The organism is Limnobaculum allomyrinae, assembly GCF_016649425.1.
Taxonomy (GTDB): domain Bacteria; phylum Pseudomonadota; class Gammaproteobacteria; order Enterobacterales; family Enterobacteriaceae; genus Limnobaculum; species Limnobaculum allomyrinae.
In genome coordinates this window covers 37,915-61,348 of the sequence record NZ_JADRCR010000015.1, presented here as the reverse complement: position 1 = coordinate 61,348, position 23,434 = coordinate 37,915, and the positions used below count along the sequence as shown (strand labels likewise).

Annotated in this window: 17 protein-coding genes and 1 riboswitch; of the genes, 9 read left to right on the top strand and 8 right to left on the bottom strand. The window is 48.1% G+C overall.

Annotated features, from left to right (window positions below):
* The first annotated feature begins 472 nt into the window (after positions 1–472).
* Together purH and purD are read left to right on the top strand one after the other, a co-directional pair.
* Entirely contained in the window at positions 473–2,062 is a 1,590-nt protein-coding gene (purH, locus tag I2494_RS19215) for a bifunctional phosphoribosylaminoimidazolecarboxamide formyltransferase/IMP cyclohydrolase (protein WP_218468587.1), read from the top strand.
* A 41-nt stretch (positions 2,063–2,103) separates the two neighbouring features.
* The gene (gene purD / locus I2494_RS19210) at positions 2,104–3,393 is read left to right on the top strand and encodes a phosphoribosylamine--glycine ligase (protein ID WP_218468586.1); all 1,290 of its coding nucleotides are present in this window, start codon (positions 2,104–2,106) and stop codon (positions 3,391–3,393) included.
* 259 nt (positions 3,394–3,652) lie between these two features.
* Here the strand turns inward: purD and I2494_RS19205 are convergent, their stop codons facing one another.
* The 6 genes from I2494_RS19205 to nudC all read right to left on the bottom strand — a co-directional run bounded on the left by I2494_RS19205 (position 3,653) and on the right by nudC (position 8,106).
* On the bottom strand, positions 3,653–4,288 hold the full coding sequence (locus tag I2494_RS19205) for a DUF1481 domain-containing protein (RefSeq protein WP_218468585.1): 636 nt from the start codon (positions 4,286–4,288) through the stop codon (positions 3,653–3,655).
* A gap of 74 nt (positions 4,289–4,362) precedes the next feature.
* The gene (gene hupA / locus I2494_RS19200; RefSeq protein WP_130593042.1) at positions 4,363–4,638 is read right to left on the bottom strand and encodes a nucleoid-associated protein HU-alpha; all 276 of its coding nucleotides are present in this window, start codon (positions 4,636–4,638) and stop codon (positions 4,363–4,365) included.
* A gap of 188 nt (positions 4,639–4,826) precedes the next feature.
* A complete protein-coding gene (locus I2494_RS19195; protein WP_218468584.1) occupies positions 4,827–5,417 on the bottom strand; it encodes a YjaG family protein in 591 nt (196 codons plus the stop codon).
* 60 nt (positions 5,418–5,477) lie between these two features.
* Positions 5,478–6,164, bottom strand: a complete 687-nt coding sequence (nfi, locus tag I2494_RS19190) for a deoxyribonuclease V (RefSeq protein WP_218468590.1) — start codon at positions 6,162–6,164, stop codon at positions 5,478–5,480.
* Positions 6,160–7,224, bottom strand: coding sequence for a uroporphyrinogen decarboxylase (gene hemE / locus I2494_RS19185; protein ID WP_218468583.1), 1,065 nt, complete (start codon positions 7,222–7,224; stop codon positions 6,160–6,162). Before hemE ends, nfi begins: the two co-directional genes overlap by 5 nt.
* A gap of 105 nt (positions 7,225–7,329) precedes the next feature.
* Positions 7,330–8,106, bottom strand: a complete 777-nt coding sequence (gene nudC, locus I2494_RS19180) for an NAD(+) diphosphatase (protein WP_218468582.1) — start codon at positions 8,104–8,106, stop codon at positions 7,330–7,332.
* Between the two features lie 102 nt (positions 8,107–8,208).
* Here nudC and rsd point away from each other — a divergent pair, with 102 nt between their 5' ends.
* The 7 genes from rsd (at position 8,209) to thiH (ending at position 14,491) form a co-directional block, all read left to right on the top strand.
* A complete protein-coding gene (gene rsd / locus I2494_RS19175; protein WP_218468581.1) occupies positions 8,209–8,703 on the top strand; it encodes a sigma D regulator in 495 nt (164 codons plus the stop codon).
* A 113-nt stretch (positions 8,704–8,816) separates the two neighbouring features.
* A riboswitch (TPP riboswitch) is annotated at positions 8,817–8,932 on the top strand.
* Positions 8,933–9,027: 95 nt separating this feature from the next.
* The gene (thiC, locus tag I2494_RS19170; protein ID WP_218468580.1) at positions 9,028–10,962 is read left to right on the top strand and encodes a phosphomethylpyrimidine synthase ThiC; all 1,935 of its coding nucleotides are present in this window, start codon (positions 9,028–9,030) and stop codon (positions 10,960–10,962) included.
* Positions 10,955–11,623 carry a thiamine phosphate synthase gene (thiE, locus tag I2494_RS19165; protein WP_218468579.1) on the top strand — a complete coding sequence of 223 codons (669 nt, stop codon included), beginning with the start codon at positions 10,955–10,957 and terminating at the stop codon, positions 11,621–11,623. The genes thiC and thiE overlap by 8 nt, the downstream gene beginning before the upstream one ends.
* 2 nt (positions 11,624–11,625) lie before the next feature.
* Positions 11,626–12,381 (top strand): HesA/MoeB/ThiF family protein, encoded by a 756-nt coding sequence (locus I2494_RS19160; protein WP_218468578.1) that lies wholly within the window; start codon positions 11,626–11,628, stop codon positions 12,379–12,381.
* A complete protein-coding gene (gene thiS, locus I2494_RS19155; RefSeq protein ID WP_218468577.1) occupies positions 12,371–12,571 on the top strand; it encodes a sulfur carrier protein ThiS in 201 nt (66 codons plus the stop codon). Before I2494_RS19160 ends, thiS begins: the two co-directional genes overlap by 11 nt.
* A gap of 1 nt (position 12,572) precedes the next feature.
* The gene (locus I2494_RS19150) at positions 12,573–13,361 is read left to right on the top strand and encodes a thiazole synthase (RefSeq protein WP_218468576.1); all 789 of its coding nucleotides are present in this window, start codon (positions 12,573–12,575) and stop codon (positions 13,359–13,361) included.
* Complete coding sequence (gene thiH, locus I2494_RS19145; protein WP_218468575.1) at positions 13,358–14,491, top strand: 2-iminoacetate synthase ThiH; 1,134 nt, start codon at positions 13,358–13,360, stop codon at positions 14,489–14,491. The genes I2494_RS19150 and thiH overlap by 4 nt, the downstream gene beginning before the upstream one ends.
* 307 nt (positions 14,492–14,798) lie before the next feature.
* On the opposite strand, the gene rpoC is transcribed toward thiH, so the two are convergent.
* Together rpoC and rpoB are read right to left on the bottom strand one after the other, a co-directional pair.
* Positions 14,799–19,016, bottom strand: coding sequence for a DNA-directed RNA polymerase subunit beta' (gene rpoC, locus I2494_RS19140; protein ID WP_218468574.1), 4,218 nt, complete (start codon positions 19,014–19,016; stop codon positions 14,799–14,801).
* Between the two features lie 126 nt (positions 19,017–19,142).
* Positions 19,143–23,171 carry a DNA-directed RNA polymerase subunit beta gene (rpoB, locus tag I2494_RS19135; protein ID WP_218468573.1) on the bottom strand — a complete coding sequence of 1,343 codons (4,029 nt, stop codon included), beginning with the start codon at positions 23,169–23,171 and terminating at the stop codon, positions 19,143–19,145.
* Positions 23,172–23,434 lie beyond the last annotated feature (263 nt).

Below are 23,434 nucleotides of genomic sequence, written 5' to 3'. Positions count from 1 at the left end.
AAATTGTTAAAGAGCATGGCCGACAGAAAGCTGCGCTTCCCGCGGCACGGGCTGCGTATATTACGCGAATCCGTTTCAGAGTCAATGAGTTCATTCACTCTTTTTGTTTCTCATTTAAGAGAACTCGAACCAGAACATGTAAGTTTGTACATCTCCGTTCGATGGAGGCGCATTATAGGGAGTTTCTCGTCGCCTGCAAGAGATAAATAGAGAAAAATGTTCTGTTTGCTGCATTCCACAGCAAAACCCCACTTTATACCGACTTGCACACAGAGTTATCCACAGAACCGGAAAAAGGAGAAAATATGTCGAGCATGACGCAATCGTTTTCGTTACAATTGCGCCCATAAAAAATTGAGTGTAAATCGATGGTGATATCCCATCATTCGGTTCACTATTTTGTTATCTTGAATTCATCCTTTTATATCTACTATGTTTTTACTCTGAAAAAGCCAACAGGAAATTATCAGCTATGCAATCACATCGTCCTATCCGTCGCGCCCTTCTCAGCGTTTCCGATAAAACTGGCATTGTTGAGTTCGCCCAGGCTCTGTCACAGCGTGGTGTTGAACTACTCTCCACCGGAGGAACCGCCAAACTGCTGGCAGAAGCAGGTCTTGCGGTTACGGAAGTTTCTGACTACACCGGTTTTCCCGAAATGATGGATGGCAGGGTGAAAACTCTACACCCTAAAGTGCACGGTGGTATTTTAGGGCGCAGAGGTATTGATGATGAAGTGATGGCAAAGCATGCCATTGAGCCAATTGATATGGTGGTTGTGAATCTCTATCCTTTTGCTCAGACTGTCGCCCGCAAAGATTGCTCACTGGCTGATGCAGTAGAAAACATTGATATTGGCGGCCCAACCATGGTTCGCTCTGCGGCGAAAAATCATAAAGATGTCGCTATCGTAGTTAACAGCAACGACTATACCGATATCATCAGTGAGATGGATAGCGGCAATAATGGATTAAGCTACGAGACACGTTTTGATCTGGCAATTCGCGCTTTCGAACATACCGCAGCCTATGACGGTATGATTGCTAACTACTTTGGTTCGCTGGTTGCTCCCTATTATGGTGAAACCGATAAACCATCCGGCCGCTTCCCTCGTACGCTAAACCTTCAGTACATTAAAAAGCAGGATATGCGTTACGGTGAAAACAGCCATCAAGCGGCCGCATTCTATGTTGAAGAAACGGTAAAAGAAGCCTCAGTCGCTACCGCTCAACAGCTTCAGGGCAAAGCCCTCTCCTATAATAATATCGCTGATACTGACGCCGCTCTGGAATGCGTCAAAGAGTTTACTCAGCCAGCCTGCGTCATTGTTAAACACGCTAACCCATGCGGCGTTGCGTTAGGAGATAATATTCTTCATGCCTATGAACGCGCCTACTTAACCGATCCAACTTCAGCCTTCGGCGGCATCATTGCCTTTAATCAGGAACTGGACGCCAAAACCGCTGAAGCCATTATCAGCCGTCAGTTTGTTGAAGTCATCATTGCGCCATCAGTAAGCGCAGCTGCACTGGAAGTTTTAGCGCCGAAGCAAAACATTCGTGTATTGGAATGTGGTCAGTGGGATGTCAGGATTGCCGGATTAGATTTTAAACGTGTAAATGGCGGCCTGCTGGTTCAGGACCGCGACCTTGGCATGGTTAGTCAGGCCGACCTGAAAGTCGTTACTACCCGCCAGCCAACAGAAAAAGAGCTGCGTGATGCGTTGTTCTGCTGGAAAGTGGCCAAGTTTGTTAAGTCTAACGCCATTGTTTATGCCCGCGACAATATGACTATCGGTATAGGTGCCGGCCAAATGAGCCGTGTCTATTCAGCTAAAATCGCCGGAATTAAAGCAGAAGATGAAAACCTACAGGTTGCTGAAGCGGTGATGGCATCCGATGCATTCTTCCCGTTCCGTGATGGTATTGATGCCGCTGCTGCCGTGGGTATCACCTGCGTTATCCAGCCTGGCGGTTCTATTCGTGATGATGAAGTTATTGCCGCCGCCAATGAACACGGTATCGCCATGATCTTTACTGATATGCGCCATTTCCGTCACTAATACCAATAACTGAATTTCGACATTTAAACGGAGCCAGAAAGATGAACATATTAATTATTGGTAATGGTGGACGAGAGCATGCACTGGCATGGAAAGCGGCTCAGTCACCGCTGGCTGATAAAGTATTCGTTGCTCCCGGCAATGCCGGTACTGAGCTGGAGCCAAATCTGGTTAATGTGGCAATTGCCGCCACAGATATTGATGCTCTGGTACATTTTGCCCAAAAAGAGAATATCGGTTTAACCATTGTTGGGCCCGAAGCTCCATTAGTTAAAGGTGTAGTTGATGCTTTTCGCAAAGTTGGGCTAAAGATTTTTGGCCCTACGCAGGCAGCAGCCCAGCTTGAAGGTTCCAAAGCCTTCACCAAAGATTTCCTGGCTCGCAACCATATTCCCAGTGCGGAATACCAAAACTTTACTGACCTCAATCAGGCACTCGCTTATATTCGCGCCAAAGGTGCTCCAATCGTGATAAAGGCCGATGGTCTTGCTGCCGGTAAAGGGGTTATTGTGGCAATGACTCTGGAAGAGGCCGAAGAGGCCGCTAAAGACATGTTGGAAGGTAATGCCTTTGGTGATGCAGGCCATCGTATCGTAGTGGAAGAGTTTCTTACCGGTGAAGAAGCTAGCTTTATTGTGATGGTTGACGGTAAGAATGTAGTTCCAATGGCTACCAGTCAGGATCATAAACGTGCTTATGATGGTGATACTGGCCCCAACACGGGTGGAATGGGTGCTTATTCACCAGCGCCGGTAGTGACTGATGAAGTGCATCAGCGCATCATGGATCAGGTTATCTGGCCTACTGTAAAAGGTATGGAGGCTGAAGGTAACACCTATACTGGCTTCCTGTACGCCGGATTAATGATTGACGACGCGGGTCAGCCGAAGGTTATTGAGTTTAACTGCCGCTTTGGCGATCCGGAAACCCAACCAATTATGCTGCGTATGCAGTCTGACCTGATTGAACTTTGTCTGGCCGGTGTGGAAGGTAAGCTAAATGAAAAAACCTCCCGTTGGGATCCACGAGCTTCGCTGGGCGTAGTTCTGGCAGCTGGCGGTTATCCTGGTGATTACCGGACTAACGATGTAATTACAGGGTTGCCACAACAAGAGATGGAAGACGGAAAAGTTTTCCATGCGGGTACCGGTTTGAAGGAGTGCCACGTTGTAACCCAGGGTGGACGTGTACTTTGCGCAACCGCATTAGGAAACAGCGTTGCTGAAGCCCAACGCCGTGCTTACGAAATCGCTGCCCAAATCCAATGGGACGGCTGTATTTATCGTAAAGACATCGGCTACCGCGCCATCGAACGTGAAAACCAGAAGTAGTTTTCTCTTCTCATGATTAAGGTCGCCGTATGGCGACCTTTTGTATTTTATATCCTTCAGCAGTTAATCGGCGGGAGAGATTTACAGGCTAGCGCCTGCCCGAAGGGTGAAACACCGCAAGGTGTTTCATAACTGCCCCAAGGCGGACTCAGAAATTAAGTACAGATTGTCTTCCGGCCGAGCACTCTGCAAATATAGGCACTCTAATTTTACGGACGGAATATCCATTGGTGTTGATTTAAAAAGAACCCATCACCAATCAAAACGTCTCCAACTTCGGCTCCCACGAACAAAAATTCTCATTCGCCACCAGCAACAACTGCATTCCTCGCGGCGCGTCTAACCACGCCAGACTGATAAAGCCACCATTACGTACGCGCTTCTCAATCCATGACTGTTGCTCATACGAAAATACCGGATTCACGGTCTCTCCGGCGCAGGTAATAATCTCACCATTATTAATATAGCCCTGGTGCAACACGATTTTACCGGCATCAAGGGACTCACTGGTTGTCAGAATTCGCTGCTCTTCGTATTTTAGTCTTAGAATATCGTCAGCAGAAAGCTGCTCATTGCGATCCGCCAGTTGGCGTTGCATAAAACTGGGATTACCTTCGCTGTCCAGACGCATTAATTCTTTAGGATAGCCATCAGGAGTTTGAACTTCACGGCGAATCAAACTTACTTTTCCTGCCGAGTATTCATAATAGGTGGAGACAGTGCTGCCGGTATAAGGCGTATATACGCTCATCAGCCGCATAGGCTGACCTTCGCCACTGATTTTAGTCCAGATTCTCATCATGCCATCAGTGGCAATATAGCCCGAGGCACTTAAGGTAGGATCTTTTAGTGAAGTACTGCATCCCGTCAGAATCAGACTGCTTATAACAATCAATCGTTTTATCATGGTCTGAATAAAATAAAAGGGGCCATTCTGCCCCTTTTTTTATCTCATTAAGTGGCTGTTAATTACTTCTTAACAGCTTCTTTCAGCGCTTTACCAGAAACAAATGCTGGAACATTAGCTGCAGCAATTTTGATTTCTTTACCAGTCTGTGGGTTACGACCAGTACGGGCATTACGATGATTCACTTTAAATGTACCAAAACCAACCAGTTGTACTGGGTCACCATCTTTCAGAGACTCAGTAATTGCGCCTAAGGTTGATTCCAGAGCCGCTTTGGCCTGAGCTTTAGTAATACCAGCCTTGTCTGCAATTACGTCAATCAGTTGAGTCTTGTTCATAAATTATCCTTACAATGTGTTTTATGGCATGCAATGTATCGAATACGGGCGGGAAAAGAAAATTTCTAAACCCTTAGCCTGAGCGTCTCGATAGCCACCTTTCAAAGGCAAGACAAATGTAGACCAATAGAGGGCGGCTGTGAAGCCTTAACATGCTATTATTTAAGCTCTGAATCACGTTTTATCATCTATTGTGTTAAATTTATACCAATATTGCTGGTTGCGGCCTCTTTTAAGTCCGCTCTTAGCCCTTTAATCAGCTCAATATCACGCTCTTCGCACTCCACCAGCAGACGATATATTTCCCACTGAACATCAAATTCATGCTCAATGAGTGGCAAAGCTTTTAGCTCATCGTCGGTCATTTCACGGTTAGCTTCAGTCATCTCCAGCATTGCTACGGTACGAACTGACATCTCACTCACGGCGATGGCGTGTTCCAGTGTTTCACCACTTAAATGAGAGTGTAACACTTCACTTAGGGCAACACAGGCATCAATAGCCGGGTAAACGCCATATATATCAAACTGTTCTGCATCAGGAATAATGTCTTCCAGTTTTTCTAACTGGCTGTCAAAATTCACTTTTGCACCTTTCACTACCAGCGTTTCCCAAATTAAATCCAGAATACGGCGATACACTTGAGGTTCCGCAAACCCGGTTTGGTGACAAAACGCCTGATAATTTGGATACATACGCTCACACAAGCAGGCCATAAAAGTGTAGTGCTGCCAGCCGGTCAGCTTTTCCATACGTTTGTGAATCGGGTTACGTAGCATTAAGATATCTCATTAATATTCAATATGATGGGGAATTTCCCACGTTATAATAGCCGTAGCTTAATCAATATTTTTTTCTGGGTGTTGCGCCAGCCAGCGCAAAAACGCAGGACGCCGCGAAGCTATCGCATCAGCCCAACGGGTTGGTTCCGGCAAGCGATAACCGCGCATACAACGTTTTACCCAAGTCAGTGCACTATCTGTACTAATCCGATGCCCAACTGAAATATACAGCGGCTTACAGCGCGCTTTACTGTTCCATACCCAACCGAGGAACTCATTCTTATCACTCAGTTCAGCCAAATCACCCGGTTCTGCAGTTAATGGACGATGTTGCCCACACAGGCGACTCTTTGCTACACCGATCGTTGGTACATCAGCCAACAGCCCAAAGTGGCTGGCAACACCAAGCCGCCTGGGATGAGCAATGCCCTGACCATCAACAAATAGCAGTTGAGGCTTAATGGTGAGCTTTTGCCATGCAGCCAGCAAAGCCGGGCATTCACGGAAAGAGAGTAACCCGGGAATATAGGGAATATTTGTTGGCACTCTGGCTATCTGATACTCCACCAGTTCCAACGAGGGATAACTCAGAATGGCTATCGCTGCCCGGGTTATGGTTCCATCCTGTTCAAAACCAACATCTGCACCAGCGATCCAGTCCGGTTCAGTAAACCCCAGCCGATCGTCTCTGACAATCAACCGGGCTTTTTCTGACTGTTCAGCCCGCAAAGACGCGGTATCAATCATGATAGGCGCGAGACAGTTTATGAACCGCTTCAACAAAAGCACCAGCATGTTCAGGTGGAACATCCTGATGAATGCCGTGGCCCAGATTAAATACGTGGCCGTTACCATGACCAAATCCGGAGAGAATAGTCGCCACTTCCTGCTCAATTCTGGCAGGCGGCGCATACAACATGGAAGGGTCCATATTTCCCTGTAGTGCCACACGATCCCCTACCCGCTTACGGGCATCGGCAATATCGGTCGTCCAGTCTAAACCTAGCGCATCACAACCAGTATCAGCCATAGCTTCTAACCATTGACCACCACCTTTAGTAAACAGGGTTACCGGCACTTTTCGACCTTCATTTTCACGCATCAAACCATCAACAATCTTGTGCATATAGGTCAGCGAGAACTCCAGATAATCACGTCCGGTTAACACCCCACCCCAGGTATCGAAAATCATCACCGATTGCGCGCCCGCTTTAATCTGAGCGTTCAGATATAAAATGACGCTGTCAGCGATCTTATCCAGTAATTTATGTAACACGGGGCCATCGGCATACATCATCTTTTTGATTTTTGTAAATGCTTTGCTGCTGCCACCTTCCACCATATAGGTTGCCAGAGTCCAGGGACTGCCGGAAAAACCGATAAGAGGAACATCGCCCTTCAGATTATGGCGAATGGTGCGCACCGCATTCATCACATAGGCCAGCTCCTGCTCCGGATCGGGAACCGGCAGATTATCAACATCCGCTTTACAGGTGATAGGGCGTTCAAAACGAGGGCCTTCACCGGCTTCGAAGTAAAGTCCCAATCCCATCGCATCAGGAATGGTTAAAATATCGGAAAATAGAATAGCTGCATCCAGTGCATAACGACGCAATGGCTGTAATGTCACTTCACAGGCCAGTTCAGCATTTTTACACAGCGACATAAAATCGCCGGCTTCAGCTCGGGTAGCTTTATATTCAGGCAAATAACGTCCGGCCTGACGCATCATCCAGACCGGGGTTACATCAACAGGTTGGCGTAATAACGCACGCAGATAGCGATCGTTTTTTAATTGGTTCATTATTTTTATCCTTCTGGTATTGCGCGCATTGTAGCATGCAACAAGCTCTTCCAATATCAAGTGGGCATATTACTATATCTGCCCGAGATACTGGTCGGCAAAATGCTAATAATCATGCTCAGATCGACATAATGCGATAGTGTCCTCAATCAAGCGGCGCGCTACCGTACCAGGAGGAGGAAGTTGAGGAAGATTGTCATAGCGAAACCAGTCAGCATCCAGCAATTCTGAAGTGTCTATTTTCAGCTCTCCCCCCGCATAGTCAGCTAAATAGGCCACCATCAGAGAGTGAGGAAACGGCCATGGCTGAGAAGAGATATAGCGCAGATTAGTCACCTGCAAATTACTCTCTTCCTGCACTTCCCGGGCTACCGCTTGCTCCAGTGTTTCCCCGACTTCAACAAAGCCAGCCAGTGCTGTATAAATCCCACCCCGATGGCGGTTATGCTGTGCCAGTAAAATTCGGTCTTCACGGCGAATGGCTACGATAATGCAAGGCGCTATTTGCGGATAGTAGCGCTGACGGCAATTGTTGCATAAACAGGCCCACTCGCGATCGCTGACATGCATTGGATGACCGCAATAACCACAGAACTGATGCGCCCGGTAAAAGCCCTCTAACTGAACTGCTCTGCCTGCCAGTTGGAACAATCCACGATCTTCATTCAGCAACTGCCGAACTGAAGCCATCTCCCTTGAGCGCTCTTTACACACCAGCCAAACGGACTCACTTTGCCACTCACCAATTCGATGAGCCTTTTCACCGGATAAGCCAAAATCATTGGCACGACCATAAGGCACCTCACCTTTTGGCAACCATAATTTCCCGGCATGGCTCAATAGCCACCAGCCAGATTCATGACCTTGTAGTTGTTGTTCCATAAACGTTTTGCTCAACCTCTTAATTTGCTGGCAATCTAACAACAATAGATTTACATTACTTTAACTTGCTATTTTACTAACAGCCATCACTCTGGAAACCCTATGCTAAACCAACTTGAAAGCTTAGCCGAGCGCGTGGGCGGCAAAATTAAACTGATTGATCAGTGGTTAGAATCACGTAAAAACCTACTGGTTACTTATTACCGTCTTGTTGGTATTAAGCCAAATAAAGAAAAAAATATTCCTCTCGATGAAAAAGCCCTAATCGATTTTGGACACCATTTAGTGGACTATCTCTCCTCTTGTCATTTTCATATTTATGACAAAGTCATTACTCAGGAAGAAGGTGCCGGTAGCCCAAGTCTGCTTATTGGCCAAAAAGCCTATCCGAGATTAGAAGAGAACACTCAAAAGATTATGGCGTTCTACGATAATTATGTCGAAAAGGGCATCAATGAAGACACCATATTACAACTGCATGAAGATCTTTCAACCGTTGGCGAACTGTTAGAAAGGCGCTTTTCACTGGAAGATAAACTGATCCAGGAAGCAACCAACAGCTGGCTGAGCCATCACTCTTCTACCGCCTCAAAATAATATCTAAACATGGTGTCAGCGACTGACACCATTAGAGTATAAACCGGGCACAAAAACCCACTTGTGGTTTTTATTAGCTTACTTATACTGTGTTGCATCACCGCTTTTGGTGATTAATCTTGTCGGAGTGCCTAGTGCCACCGTGGTGACACAGGCTGAGACCGTTAATTCGGGATCCGCGGAACCTGATCGGGCTAATACCCGCGAAGGGAACAAGAGTAATATCATCCAGATAAACTGAAATCATTAACCTGCTTTTCGGCTTTATCATTACTCCCTCTCCGAACTCCGGACAAGCAATCCTTAATTTATTAGGAGTTTGCTATGTCTAACCGAAGAACCCAACGCGCTCAGGCGCAGCAATTTATTGACCAGCTACAGGGAAACGCCTTTCCCGATTCTAAACGTATCTATCTACAAGGTTCACAAGCGGATTTACGCGTTCCTATGCGTGAAATTCAGCTATCACCCACACTGATTGGCGGTAGCAAAGAGGAACCTGAATATCAGGATAATGAACCGGTACCGGTTTACGATACTTCCGGCCCTTATGGCGATCCTCAGTCAACGTTGGATGTTCGACAAGGGTTACCTGCTTTGCGAAAAAACTGGATCGAACAACGTGGTGATTCTGAGCCGTTGCCCCAGGTCAGCTCGCATTTTACTCAAAAGAGGCTGGCTGACGAAGGTTTAGACCACCTGCGTTATACCCATCTTCCCGCTCCTCGCAAAGCAAAACCCGGCACACGAGTGACTCAGTTACACTACGCCAGAAAGGGGATCGTAACGCCGGAAATGGAGTTTATCACCATCCGAGAAAATATGGGACGGGAACGTATTCGTACCGATGTATTAAAACAGCAACATCCGGGTCAAAACTTTGGTGCAGTGTTGCCGGACAATATCACTCCCGAATTTGTTCGTGATGAAGTGGCTGCTGGCAGGGCGATTATTCCTCTGAATATCAACCATCCGGAATCTGAGCCAATGATTATCGGCCGAAACTTTCTGGTAAAAGTGAACGCTAACATTGGTAACTCAGCGTTAACCTCATCTATTGAAGAAGAAGTAGAAAAACTGGTTTGGTCTACCCGCTGGGGAGCGGATACGGTGATGGATCTCTCCACCGGACGCTATATTCATGAAACCCGCGAATGGATTATCCGCAATAGCCCGGTGCCTATTGGTACTGTTCCTATTTATCAGGCGTTGGAAAAAGTAAACGGTATTGCTGAAAACCTCAGTTGGGAAGTATTTAAAGACACGCTGATTGAACAGGCTGAACAAGGGGTCGATTATTTCACCATTCATGCCGGTGTGCTATTACGTTATGTGCCGATGACCGCTAATCGTCTGACGGGCATTGTTTCCCGGGGCGGCTCTATTATGGCGAAATGGTGTCTATCTCACCATCAGGAGAACTTTCTCTATCAGCATTTTCGTGAAATTTGTGAATTATGCAATCAGTATGATGTTGCACTTTCTCTGGGTGACGGCCTGCGCCCCGGCTCTATTCAGGACGCCAATGATGAAGCTCAGTTTGCGGAACTGAAAACCCTGGGTGAACTCACCAAAATCGCCTGGGAGTATGATGTTCAGGTGATGATTGAAGGGCCTGGCCATATTCCTATGCATATGATCCGCCAGAATATGACCCTTGAACTGGAGCACTGTCATGAAGCGCCTTTTTATACCTTAGGCCCGCTGACCACCGATATTGCCCCGGGATATGACCATTTTACCTCTGGCATTGGTGCCGCTCTGATAGGCTGGTTTGGCTGCGCTATGCTTTGCTACGTCACCCCCAAAGAACACCTTGGTCTCCCCAATAAAGACGACGTAAAGCAAGGGCTTATTACCTATAAAATTGCTGCTCATGCTGCCGATCTGGCGAAAGGCCACCCCGGCGCCCAAATTCGCGACAACGCCATGTCAAAAGCTCGCTTTGAATTTCGCTGGGAAGATCAGTTTAATCTGGCCCTCGATCCGGAAACCGCCCGAGCCTATCACGATGAAACCTTACCTCAAGCCTCCGGCAAAGTTGCCCACTTCTGTTCAATGTGCGGGCCGAAATTCTGTTCAATGAAAATTTCTCAGGAAGTACGGGATTTCGCCAAAGGCCAGGCTCAACAGAATCTACTGTCAGAGCAAGTCAGTGGAATGAACGAAATGTCAGAAAATTTCCGCGCTCAGGGCAGCGAGCTTTATCACCCTGCCACATCAAATACTGCAATAACGGAGAAAAACGCTCATGGCTGATACCATCCAAACCCATCTTTCTGCATTACCCGATACGCCATTTCTTCCGACGGAGAAAAAGCTGGGGCTCTATCCGGTGGTTGATACTCTGAGCTGGATCGAACGTTTGCTAAATGCCGGCGTTACTACCATCCAACTACGTATTAAGGATCAACCAGACTGTGAAGTGGAAGACATTGTCCAACAGGCGATTGAATTGGGAAAACGTTTTAATGCGCGCCTGTTTATCAATGATTACTGGGGTCTGGCGATCAAACACCAAGCCTACGGCGTCCATCTTGGTCAGGAAGATTTGCTGACTGCCGATCTTAAGGCCATTCATCAGGCTGGCCTGCGTCTGGGTGTCTCTACCCATGATGATGAGGAGTTGGCGCTAGCGGTTGCTGTTCGCCCTTCTTATATTGCCTTAGGCCATATTTTTCCAACTCAAACTAAAGATATGCCTTCTGCTCCTCAAGGGTTAGCCGAGTTAAAGCGCCATGTCGCCACCATCCCTGAATATCCTACCGTAGCCATAGGTGGCATCAGTATCGACCGCGTACCTGATGTATTGGCCTGTGGTGTTGGCAGCATCGCCGTGGTGAGTGCTATTACTCAAGCTCAGGACTGGCGTCAGGCCACCGCTGAACTGCTCCGATTAATAGAACATGAGGAGCATTAATTATGCTGAACGACAGCGAGTTTTTGCGCTATAGCCGCCAATTACTGCTGGAAGATATCGGACCGGAAGGCCAAGTCAAACTTAGACAATCTACGGTATTGATTGTCGGTCTGGGTGGGCTTGGCTCGCCGGTATCGCTCTATCTGGCCGCGGCAGGCGTAGGTAACCTATTACTGGCGGATGACGACAGAGTTCATCTGACTAATTTACAGCGTCAAATACTGTTCCGTACTCAGGATATTAAACAATCTAAAGCCGAACTGGCAAAAGAGCAGTTACAGGCGCTGAATCCCCACATCAGTTATCAAGTCCTGACTCAGCGGCTCACCGATGAAAACCTGAATACGATTTTGCCTCAGGTCGATCTGGTGCTGGACTGCTGCGATAACATGGCAACCCGCCATGCTGTTAATGCTGGCTGTATCCAACATCGCATCCCACTGGTCAGCGGTAGTGCAGTCAGCTTTAGCGGACAGCTAATGGTACTGAAGCCGCCGTTCGATCATGGCTGCTATGCCTGTCTGTACCCTGACCAACAGGAACCCGAACGTAACTGCCGTACTGCCGGAGTCCTTGGGCCAATGGTTGGTACTATCGGCTCACTACAGGCACTGGAGGCAATAAAACTGCTTACGGGAGGAGACTCAGCCCTGGAAGGTAAACTACAGCTATTTGATGGTAAACAACATCAGTGGACCACCTTGCGACTGCATCGTGATCCAGACTGTCAGGTATGCGGAGGTCAGTATGCAAATTAGGGTGAATGAATCACCGATTGACGTAGAGCCTCCCGTTACGCTCTCTGCCCTACTCCAGCAGTTAAATAAATCTACAGTGGGTATGGCGGTAGCAGTTAATCAGCAAATATGTCCACGAACCCAGTGGGACAGCCATCTGCTTCAGGATGGTGATGACATTTTACTTTTTCAAGCCATTGCAGGGGGATGATATGTTAACTATTGCAGAGACTACATTTACTTCACGTCTGTTTGTTGGTACCGGAAAGTTTTCATCGTCACAGATGATGATGCAGGCTATTGCTGCTTCGGGTTCAGAACTGGCAACCATGGCGATGAAACGGGTTGATGTTGATAGCAACAGTGATGCTATTTTGACACCACTACAGCAGCACGGTATCCGATTACTACCTAATACTTCCGGAGCGAAAACTGCCGCAGAAGCTATTTTTGCAGCTCAATTAGCAAGAGAAGCGCTGGAAACCAATTGGCTCAAGCTGGAAATTCATCCTGATGCCCGCTATCTGCTGCCAGACCCGATTGAAACCTTAAAAGCAGCGGAGGAACTGGTTAAGCAAGGTTTTATTGTGCTGCCCTACTGTGGTGCCGACCCGGTGTTGTGTAAACGTCTGGAGGAAGTTGGTTGTGCTGCAGTGATGCCATTGGGTGCGCCTATTGGTTCCAATTTAGGTTTAGTCACCAAAGAGTTTTTAAACATTATTATTGAGCAGTCCACTGTTCCGGTAATAGTGGATGCAGGTATCGGCAGCCCAAGCCACGCCGCTCAGGCGATGGAATTGGGGGCCGATGCAGTGTTGGTCAATACCGCCATTGCCGTAGCCAGAGACCCAATAAACATGGCGCAGGCTTTTAAACTGGCGGTTGAGGCTGGTCGCTTAGCCAGACAGTCCGGATTAGGTGCAATACGCCACAATGGCCACGCATCCGCTTCCAGCCCGTTAACTGACTTTCTCAAGTCCAAAGCGGTGGAGGTGAAATGAAAACGGAATTTCGCCACCACTGGCAAAATTTGGACTGGGATGATATTTCCCTGAGTCTGTACAGCAAAACATCAAAAGACGTGGAACGGGCTCTGAGAAACCAACAGCCTACGCTACGTGATTTTATGGCACTCATTTCTCCGGCAGCGTTACCTTATCTGGAAGAGATGGCACAAAGGGCACAAAGCCTTACCCGCCAGCGTTTTGGTAATACCATAAGCTTTTACGCTCCGCTGTATCTTTCCAACCTTTGTGCCAATGATTGTAGCTATTGTGGTTTTTCAATGAGCAATCGCATTAAGCGTAAAACGCTGGACGAACATGAGATCGCACTGGAATGTCAGGCATTAAACGCCATGGGTTACAAACATCTGCTGCTGGTCACCGGGGAGCATCAGGGAAAGGTTGGCATGGACTACTTTCGTCAACATCTTCCCGCCATTCGACAAAGATTCAGCTCTCTAATGATGGAAGTACAGCCGCTAAAAACCGAAGAGTATGCTGAACTAAAAACCTTAGGACTGGATGCGGTGATGGTCTATCAGGAAACCTATCATAGCTCCACCTATCAACAGCACCATCTGAGAGGTAACAAACAGGACTTCTTCTGGCGGCTGGCAACACCGGAAAGGCTGGGAGATGCGGGCATAGACAAAATTGGGCTGGGAACGCTAATCGGACTTTCCGCCGACTGGCGTACCGATAGCTACTATCTGGCGGAACATCTGAATTTTCTGCAAAAGCGCTACTGGCAAAGCCGTTACTCTATCTCTTTTCCTCGTCTGCGCCCTTGTACCGGTGGAACTGAGCCCGCATCGCTTATGGATGATGCTCAACTGGTTCAACTTATTTGTGCCTTTCGTCTGTTTGCTCCGGAAGTGGAACTTTCTCTGTCTACCCGTGAATCACCGCACTTTCGTGACCATGTCGTACCGCTGGCAATTAACAGTGTAAGCGCCGGTTCAAAAACTCAACCCGGTGGCTATGCTGATAATAAGCCTGAGCTGGAACAATTTTCACCCCATGATAATCGTTCTCCACAGCAAGTAGCCAATGCACTGATTGCCAAAGGGCTACAGCCGATTTGGAAAGACTGGGATCGGTATCTGGGGCATATTTCAGGGATGTAGTTCGCAAAATTGATGAAAACGACACAACGAACATAAATTGATTGCGCTACGTCGCGCAACATCAACCAGTGTAAATAACAGGGGAAAAGTAAATTACATATAGTCGCAGTGTAAAGGTTGTCGACGCCTTTACCGGAGCCACTAATTTCCCCCCGGCTCTGCATCTGTAATACTGAGGCATTTCGTATAAGAGTTTTTATTCGTTATGTCTCAGTCCTTTCTCATTATCTGCAAGTATATATCTGTAGATATCAGGCATAAAAAAACCGCCCCTTGGGGCGGTTTTTAACTCAGCTAATCAGGCCGATTATTCGTCATCACTACCCAGACCAGCGTTCAGTAGCTCAGCCAGGTTGGCTGTTGCTTCTTCTGCACTAACCTGAGGTGTTGCAACGTCTTCAACATGACGGCGACGCGCACGATCCTGATGATAAGCGTAACCGGTACCCGCCGGAATCAGGCGACCAACGATAACGTTCTCTTTCAGACCACGTAACTCATCACGTTTACCAGCAACGGCAGCTTCTGTCAGCACGCGCGTTGTTTCCTGGAACGATGCCGCAGAGATGAAGGACTCTGTTGCCAACGATGCTTTGGTGATACCTAACAGGTCACGGGCAAAGGTTGCAGCCAGTTTACCGTCTGCTTCAAGAGTGCGGTTAGCAATCTTGATGCGAGAGTATTCTGCTTGCTCGCCTTCCAGGAACTCAGTGTTACCCGGATGAACGATAGTACCTTTACGCAGCATTTGACGAACGATAACTTCAATGTGTTTATCGTTAATCTTAACGCCCTGTAAGCGGTAAACTTCCTGCACTTCGTTAACGATGTAACGAGTCACTTCATGCACACCACGCAGACGCAGGATGTCATGTGGAGACTCAGGACCATCGGAAACAACGTCACCGCGTTCTACCAGTTCGCCTTCAAACACGTTCAGCTGACGCCACTTAGGAATCATCTCTTCGTATGGCTCGCTGCCATCCATCGGAGTGATTACCAGACGACGTTTGCCTTTCGTCTCTTTACCGAAGGAGATCACGCCGCTGATTTCAGCCAGAATCGCAGGCTCTTTCGGACGACGAGCTTCAAACAGGTCAGCAACGCGTGGCAGACCACCGGTAATATCGCGTGTACCGCCAGATTCCTGAGGAATACGCGCCAGTGTGTCACCTGGGTTAATCTCTACGCCATCTTCTAACTGGATAATTGCTTTACCCGGCAGGAAGTATTGAGCCGGCATATCAGTACCTGGGATCAGGACATCATTGCCTTTAGCATCAACAATTTTCAGCGCAGGACGCAGGTCTTTAGTACTACCTGTACGTTCAGCACCTTCCAGCACAACGATTGAAGACAGACCGGTTAATTCGTCGGTTTGACGAGTAATCGTCTGGCCATCAACCATATCGGTAAAGCGAATGAAACCGCCTACTTCAGAGATAACTGGCATGGTATGTGGATCCCAGTTAGCGACAGTTTCGCCACCGGTAACGCCAACGCCATCGCCTTTCGCCATAACGGCACCATAAGGCACTTTATAGCTCTCTTTAGTACGACCAAATTCATCGATTAAAGTCAGTTCAGTATTACGTGAAGTGATAACCAGCTTGTTAGCAGCGTTGATAACAAACTTAGCGTTTTTCAGCTTCAGGTTACCGGTGTTTTTCACCTGAATACTGGATTCAGCAGCCGCACGCGATGCCGCACCACCAATGTGGAACGTACGCATGGTTAACTGTGTACCAGGTTCACCGATTGACTGAGCCGCGATAACACCGATAGCTTCACCTTTGTTGATGATATGGCCACGGGCCAGGTCGCGTCCGTAACAGTTAGCACAAACACCGAAGTCGGTATCACAGCTAACCACAGAACGTACCTTGATAATATCAACAGAGTGCTCTTCTAACAGGTCACACCATTTTTCGTTCAGCAGCGTGTTACGTGGCACCAGAATGTCAGCAGTACCTGGTTTCAGAACGTCTTCAGCCGTTACACGGCCTAATACGCGCTCACGCAGAGGTTCTTTAACGTCGCCACCTTCGATAACCGGCGTCATCACGATACCATCGTGAGTTCCACAGTCATCTTCGATAACCACCAAGTCCTGCGCCACGTCAACTAAACGACGAGTCAGATAACCGGAGTTTGCTGTTTTCAGTGCGGTATCCGCCAGACCTTTACGAGCACCGTGAGTAGAGATGAAGTACTGGAGTACGTTCAGACCTTCACGGAAGTTCGCAGTGATCGGGGTTTCGATGATTGAGCCATCTGGCTTAGCCATCAGACCACGCATACCCGCTAACTGACGAATCTGTGCTGCCGAGCCCCGTGCACCGGAGTCAGCCATCATAAAGATGCTGTTGAAGGAAACTTGTTTCTCTTCCACACCGTCACGGTTGATCACGGTTTCAGAAGACAGGTTTTCCATCATCGCTTTCGCTACGCGTTCGTTAGCGGCAGCCCAGATATCGATAACTTTGTTATAACGTTCGCCGGCGGTAACCAGACCAGACTGGAACTGTTCCTGAATTTCTGCCACTTCGGTTTCGGCTTCATTGATGATTTCTGCTTTCTTGGCAGGGATCACCATGTCATCGATACCTACAGACGCACCGGAACGTGCCGCATAAGCAAAGCCGGTATACATGGTCTGGTCAGCAAAAATAACGGTAGGTTTCAGACCCAGGATGCGATAACAGGTGTTAATCATCTTGGAAATGGCTTTCTTACCTAACGCCTGGTTGATAATTGAGTAAGGCAGACCTTTTGGCACGATCATCCACAGGATGGCGCGGCCAACGGTAGTATCTACCAGACCCGTTTTAGCAACCAGTTCGCCTTCAGCATTTTTTTCATACTCAGTGATACGAACTTTAACGCGAGCGTGCAGCTCTGCGTGGCCAGCACGATATACGCGCTCGGCTTCTTTAGGCCCGCTCAGGACCATGCCTTCACCTTTCGCATTCACTTTGTCGCGGGTCATATAGTACAGACCCAAAACAACGTCCTGAGATGGTACGATGATTGGCTCACCGTTCGCAGGAGACAGGATGTTGTTGGTAGACATCATTAACGCACGCGCTTCCAGCTGAGCTTCCAGCGTCAACGGTACGTGAACCGCCATTTGGTCACCATCGAAGTCGGCGTTATAAGCCGCACACACTAACGGGTGCAACTGAATCGCTTTACCTTCGATCAGAACCGGTTCAAACGCCTGAATACCTAAACGGTGCAGGGTTGGTGCACGGTTTAACAGTACCGGGTGTTCGCGGATAACTTCATCCAGGATATCCCATACCACGGCTTCTTCGCGCTCAACCATCTTCTTGGCAGCTTTAATGGTGGTGGCTAAACCACGCAGTTCCAGCTTGCCGTAAATGAACGGTTTGAACAGCTCTAATGCCATCTTCTTAGGCAGACCGCACTGATGCAGACGCAGGTATGGACCTACGGTGATTACAGAACGACCGGAGTAGTCAACACGCTTACCTAACAGGTTCTGACGGAAACGACCCTGCTTACCTTTGATCATATCGGCCAAAGATTTCAGAGGACGTTTGTTAGAACCGGTGATAGCACGACCACGACGACCGTTATCTAACAGCGCATCAACCGCTTCCTGCAACATACGTTTTTCGTTACGTACGATGATATCTGGCGCAGCCAGATCCAGCAGGCGCTTCAGACGGTTGTTACGGTTAATCACGCGACGATATAAATCGTTCAGGTCAGAGGTCGCAAAACGACCACCGTCCAGCGGAACCAGCGGACGTAAATCTGGTGGAAGAACCGGTAATACGGTCAGGATCATCCACTCTGGTTTGTTGCCAGACTGAATGAACGCTTCCAGCAGCTTAACGCGCTTGGTCAGCTTTTTACGTTTGGTTTCAGAGTTGGTTTCATTTAACTCTTCACGCAGTTGTTCACACTCAGCTTCCAGATCCATGCCTTTCAGCAGAGACTGGATAGCTTCGGCGCCCATCTTGGCATCGAATTCATCACCGAACTCTTCCAGCGCATCCAGATACTGCTCTTCAGTCAGGATCTGACGACGCTCCAGATTAGTCATACCGCCTTCAACAACCACATAAGATTCGAAGTACAGTACGCGCTCAATGTCACGTAATGGCATATCTAACAATAAGCCGATACGAGATGGCAGTGATTTCAGGAACCAAATATGCGCAGTAGGAGAAGCCAATTCAATATGGCCCATACGCTCACGACGCACTTTAGTCTGAGTAACTTCAACGCCGCATTTTTCACAAATGACACCGCGATGTTTCAGACGCTTGTACTTACCGCACAAGCATTCGTAATCTTTTACTGGTCCGAAAATACGGGCACAGAAAAGGCCGTCACGTTCTGGTTTGAACGTACGGTAGTTAATGGTTTCCGGCTTTTTAACTTCGCCGAAAGACCAAGAACGGATCATGTCTGGCGAGGCCAGCGCTATTTTGATTGCATCAAACTCTTCGGTCTTAGTTTGTGCTTTCAGAAACTTCAGTAAGTCTTTCACGGATCGGCTCCTGTCGGAGTTAAACCTGTTGGGCGCTCAACTTATTCCTAAACTTACGTTTAAGGGGTTAAGCGCCCCTGTGCCCTGCAACCATCCCCGGCGACCGGGGCTGGAAATAAGAGGAATTTATTCCTCTTCCAACTCGATGTTGATACCCAGCGAGCGGATCTCTTTCAACAATACGTTGAAGGATTCCGGCATGCCTGGCTCCATCTGATGGTTGCCATCCACGATGTTTTTGTACATCTTGGTACGGCCGTTTACATCGTCGGACTTGACGGTCAGCATTTCCTGTAGCGTGTACGCTGCGCCATAAGCTTCCAGCGCCCACACTTCCATCTCACCGAAGCGTTGTCCACCGAACTGAGCCTTACCACCCAGCGGCTGCTGAGTAACCAGGCTGTAAGAACCGGTAGAACGTGCATGCATCTTGTCATCAACCAAGTGGTTCAGTTTCAGCATGTACATATAGCCAACGGTAACCGGACGTTCGAACTGTTCACCGGTACGTCCATCAAACAGCGTGATCTGACCAGAGGTCGGTAAACCGCCCAGTGTCAGTAGCTCTTTGATTTCTTTCTCTTTTGCACCATCAAACACTGGTGTTGCAATTGGCATACCCTTACGCAGGTTCTCTGCCAGAGTCAGCACTTCTTCATCGGTAAACTTAGCTAAGTCTACTGTCTGACGCGTATCATCACCCAGATCGTAAGCTTTCTGGATAAATTCACGCAGTTTTGCAACTTCCTGCTGCTGTTTCAGCATGGCGTTAATCTTGTCGCCAATACCTTTAGCAGCCAGACCCAGATGGGTCTCCAGAATCTGACCGATGTTCATACGCGATGGTACACCCAGCGGGTTCAGAACTAAGTCAACAGGCACGCCGTTTTCATCGTAAGGCATATCTTCGATCGGGTTGATCTTAGAGATAACACCTTTGTTACCATGACGACCTGCCATCTTGTCACCAGGCTGAATCTGACGCTTAACCGCCAGATAGACTTTGACAATCTTCAGAACGCCAGGGGCTAAATCGTCGCCCTGAGTGATCTTACGGCGCTTACCTTCAAGTTTCTTCTCAAACTCAGATTTCAGTTCGTCGTATTGCTCCGCCAACTGTTCCAGCTGGTTTTGCTTATCTTCGTCACTTAAACCGATTTCAAGCCACTTGTCGTGAGTCAACTTGCTCAACTTCTCTTCTTCGATGCCGCCGGAAACCAGCACATCGTGAATACGAGCAAACAGACCAGCTTCGAAAATCTTCAGTTCTTCAGTCAGGTCTTTCTTAACCTGCTTCAGCTGCATATCTTCGATTTCAAGCGCACGCTTATCTTTTTCTACGCCGTCACGAGTAAATACCTGAACGTCGATAATGGTACCTGAAACGCCGTTTGGTACGCGCAGTGAAGAGTCTTTAACATCAGACGCTTTCTCACCAAAAATCGCGCGCAACAGTTTCTCTTCTGGCGTCAGTTGAGTTTCGCCTTTAGGCGTTACTTTACCAACCAGAATGTCACCGCCGGTCACTTCAGCACCGATATAAACGATACCGGATTCATCCAGTTTAGACAGCGCCGCTTCACCCACGTTAGGGATATCAGCAGTGATCTCTTCCGGCCCTAACTTAGTATCACGAGATACGCAAGAAAGTTCCTGAATGTGGATAGTTGTGAAACGGTCTTCCTGTACAACACGCTCAGATACCAGGATGGAGTCTTCGAAGTTATAACCATTCCAAGGCATGAATGCGACGCGCATGTTCTGACCAAGAGCCAGTTCACCCAGGTCAGTAGACGGACCATCAGCCAACACGTCACCGCGTTCAACTGGCTCGCCTAAAGAGACGCATGGCATTTGACTGATACAGGTGTTCTGGTTAGAACGGGTGTATTTAGTCAGGTTATAAATATCGATACCTGCTTCGCCCGGCATCATCTCGTCTTCGTTAACTTTAATTACGATACGAGATGCGTCAACGTATTGAACGGTACCGCCACGAGTTGCAACGGCGGTTACACCGGAGTCAACTGCTACAGCACGTTCCATACCGGTACCTACCAGCGGCTTATCAGCGCGCAGGGTTGGAACCGCCTGACGTTGCATGTTCGCACCCATCAGGGCACGGTTGGCGTCATCATGCTCCAGGAACGGGATCAGAGAAGCACCTACGGAGACAACCTGTTGGGTTGAAACGTCCATATAGTCCACTTGATCGCGGCTGAACAGGCTTGATTCGCCTTTGTTACGACAGGTCACCAGATCTTCCATGAAGCGGCCTTCGTCATCCAGGTTGGAGTTCGCCTGAGCGATAACGTAGTTGCCTTCTTCAATGGCGGATAAGTAATGAATCTCATCGGTTACCAGACCGTCACGTACGCGACGATATGGAGTTTCCAGGAAACCATACTCGTTAGTCTGTGCATACACAGACAGGGAGTTGATCAGACCGATGTTTGGACCTTCCGGCGTTTCGATTGGACATACGCGACCGTAATGAGTCGGGTGTACGTCACGTACTTCGAAGCCCGCACGCTCACGCGTCAAGCCGCCCGGGCCCAGTGCAGAGATACGACGTTTGTGCGTAATCTCAGACAGTGGGTTGTTTTGGTCCATAAATTGTGAAAGCTGGCTTGAACCAAAGAACTCTTTCACCGCTGCCGAAATCGGCTTAGCGTTGATCATGTCCTGAGGCATCAGAGTGTCGAGATCGCCTAATGACAGGCGCTCTTTAACCGCACGCTCAACACGCACTAAACCAACACGGAATTGGTTTTCAGCCATTTCACCAACGGAACGAATACGACGGTTACCCAAGTGATCGATATCATCCACTTCACCAATACCGTTACGGATACCGATCAGTTTCTTCATCACTTCAATAATGTCGTCTTTGCTCAGAATGCCGGAGCCTTCAATTTCTTCACGACCTAAAGAACGGTTGAACTTCATGCGGCCTACCGCAGAAAGGTCATAACGATCTTCAGAGAAGAACAGGTTCTCAAACAGGTTTTCTGCAGCTTCACGCGTTGGTGGTTCACCAGGACGCATCATACGGTAGATTTCAACCAGCGCGCTTAAGCGATCGGTAGTTGGATCGACACGTACGGTCTCGGAGATATAAGCACCGTGGTCCAGATCGTTGGTAAACAGCGTTTCAATACGCTTGTGGCCAGCCATACTCAGCTTAGCCAGCAGATCCAACGTCAGTTCCATATTCGCAGGGCAAATGATTTCCCCGGTCTTCTCATCGATATAATCTTTAGATACGACTTTTCCAATAATGTATTCGGTCGGAACTTCAATTTTATCGATGCCATCTTTTTCAAGCTGGCGAATATGACGAGCAGTAATACGACGACCTTTCTCTACAAAGATCTTACCGCCAGCTTCGATATCGAAAGAGGCAGTTTCACCGCGCAGGCGCTCAGGAACCAGTTCCATTTGCAGCTTGTTATCACGGATTTCAAATACGATCTTGTCAAAGAACAGATCTAAAATTTGTTCAGTCGAGAAATCCAGCGCACGCAGAATAATGGTCGCTGGCAGCTTACGACGGCGGTCAATACGAACAAACAGGTTATCTTTCGGGTCAAACTCGAAATCCAACCAGGAACCGCGGTAAGGAATAATACGTGCGTTATACAGCACTTTACCCGATGAGTGGGTTTTACCCTTGTCGCTATCAAAGAACACACCCGGACTACGGTGTAACTGAGAAACGATAACACGCTCAGTACCGTTAATAACAAAGGTACCGTTATCGGTCATGAGTGGAATTTCACCCATGTAAACTTCTTGTTCTTTGATGTCTTTAACCGTGCCCGCCGGAGCGTCACGATCGTAAATCACCAGGCGCAGTTTTACGCGCAGCGGTGCGGAATAGGTCACACCACGGATTTGACACTCTTTGACATCGAATACAGGTTCACCAAGACGATAGCTCACATACTGTAACTCGGAGTTACCGCTGTAGCTCTGGATAGGGAACACTGAACGGAATGCTGCTTCCAGTCCGTGTTGGCCTTCCGGGTCTTGCTCGATGAACTTCTGGAACGAGTCAAGCTGGATAGAAAGAAGGTAAGGAATGTCCAGAACTTGTGGACGTTTGCCAAAATCCTTACGAATACGTTTTTTCTCGGTATAGGAGTAAACCATAGGGTTCCTCAGCTCGCTGATCAGTGACCCACTCTGTCCGTCCGAACAGGGACAGTTCTTCATGCAACACTATTTATTTCGATCGGAAGAATGAAAATCTTCCGCAATACCCATTTCTATTACTCTTAAATCATTTCATTGCGCTGGCAGCCGGTCAGTAAACCAGACAGGGAACGCAGTATATTAAGTCGTCAATAGAAAGAAATATTGGGGTTACTCAGTAGGCAAACAGTGTGAAATTCTACTGAAACCCTATAGCGCAA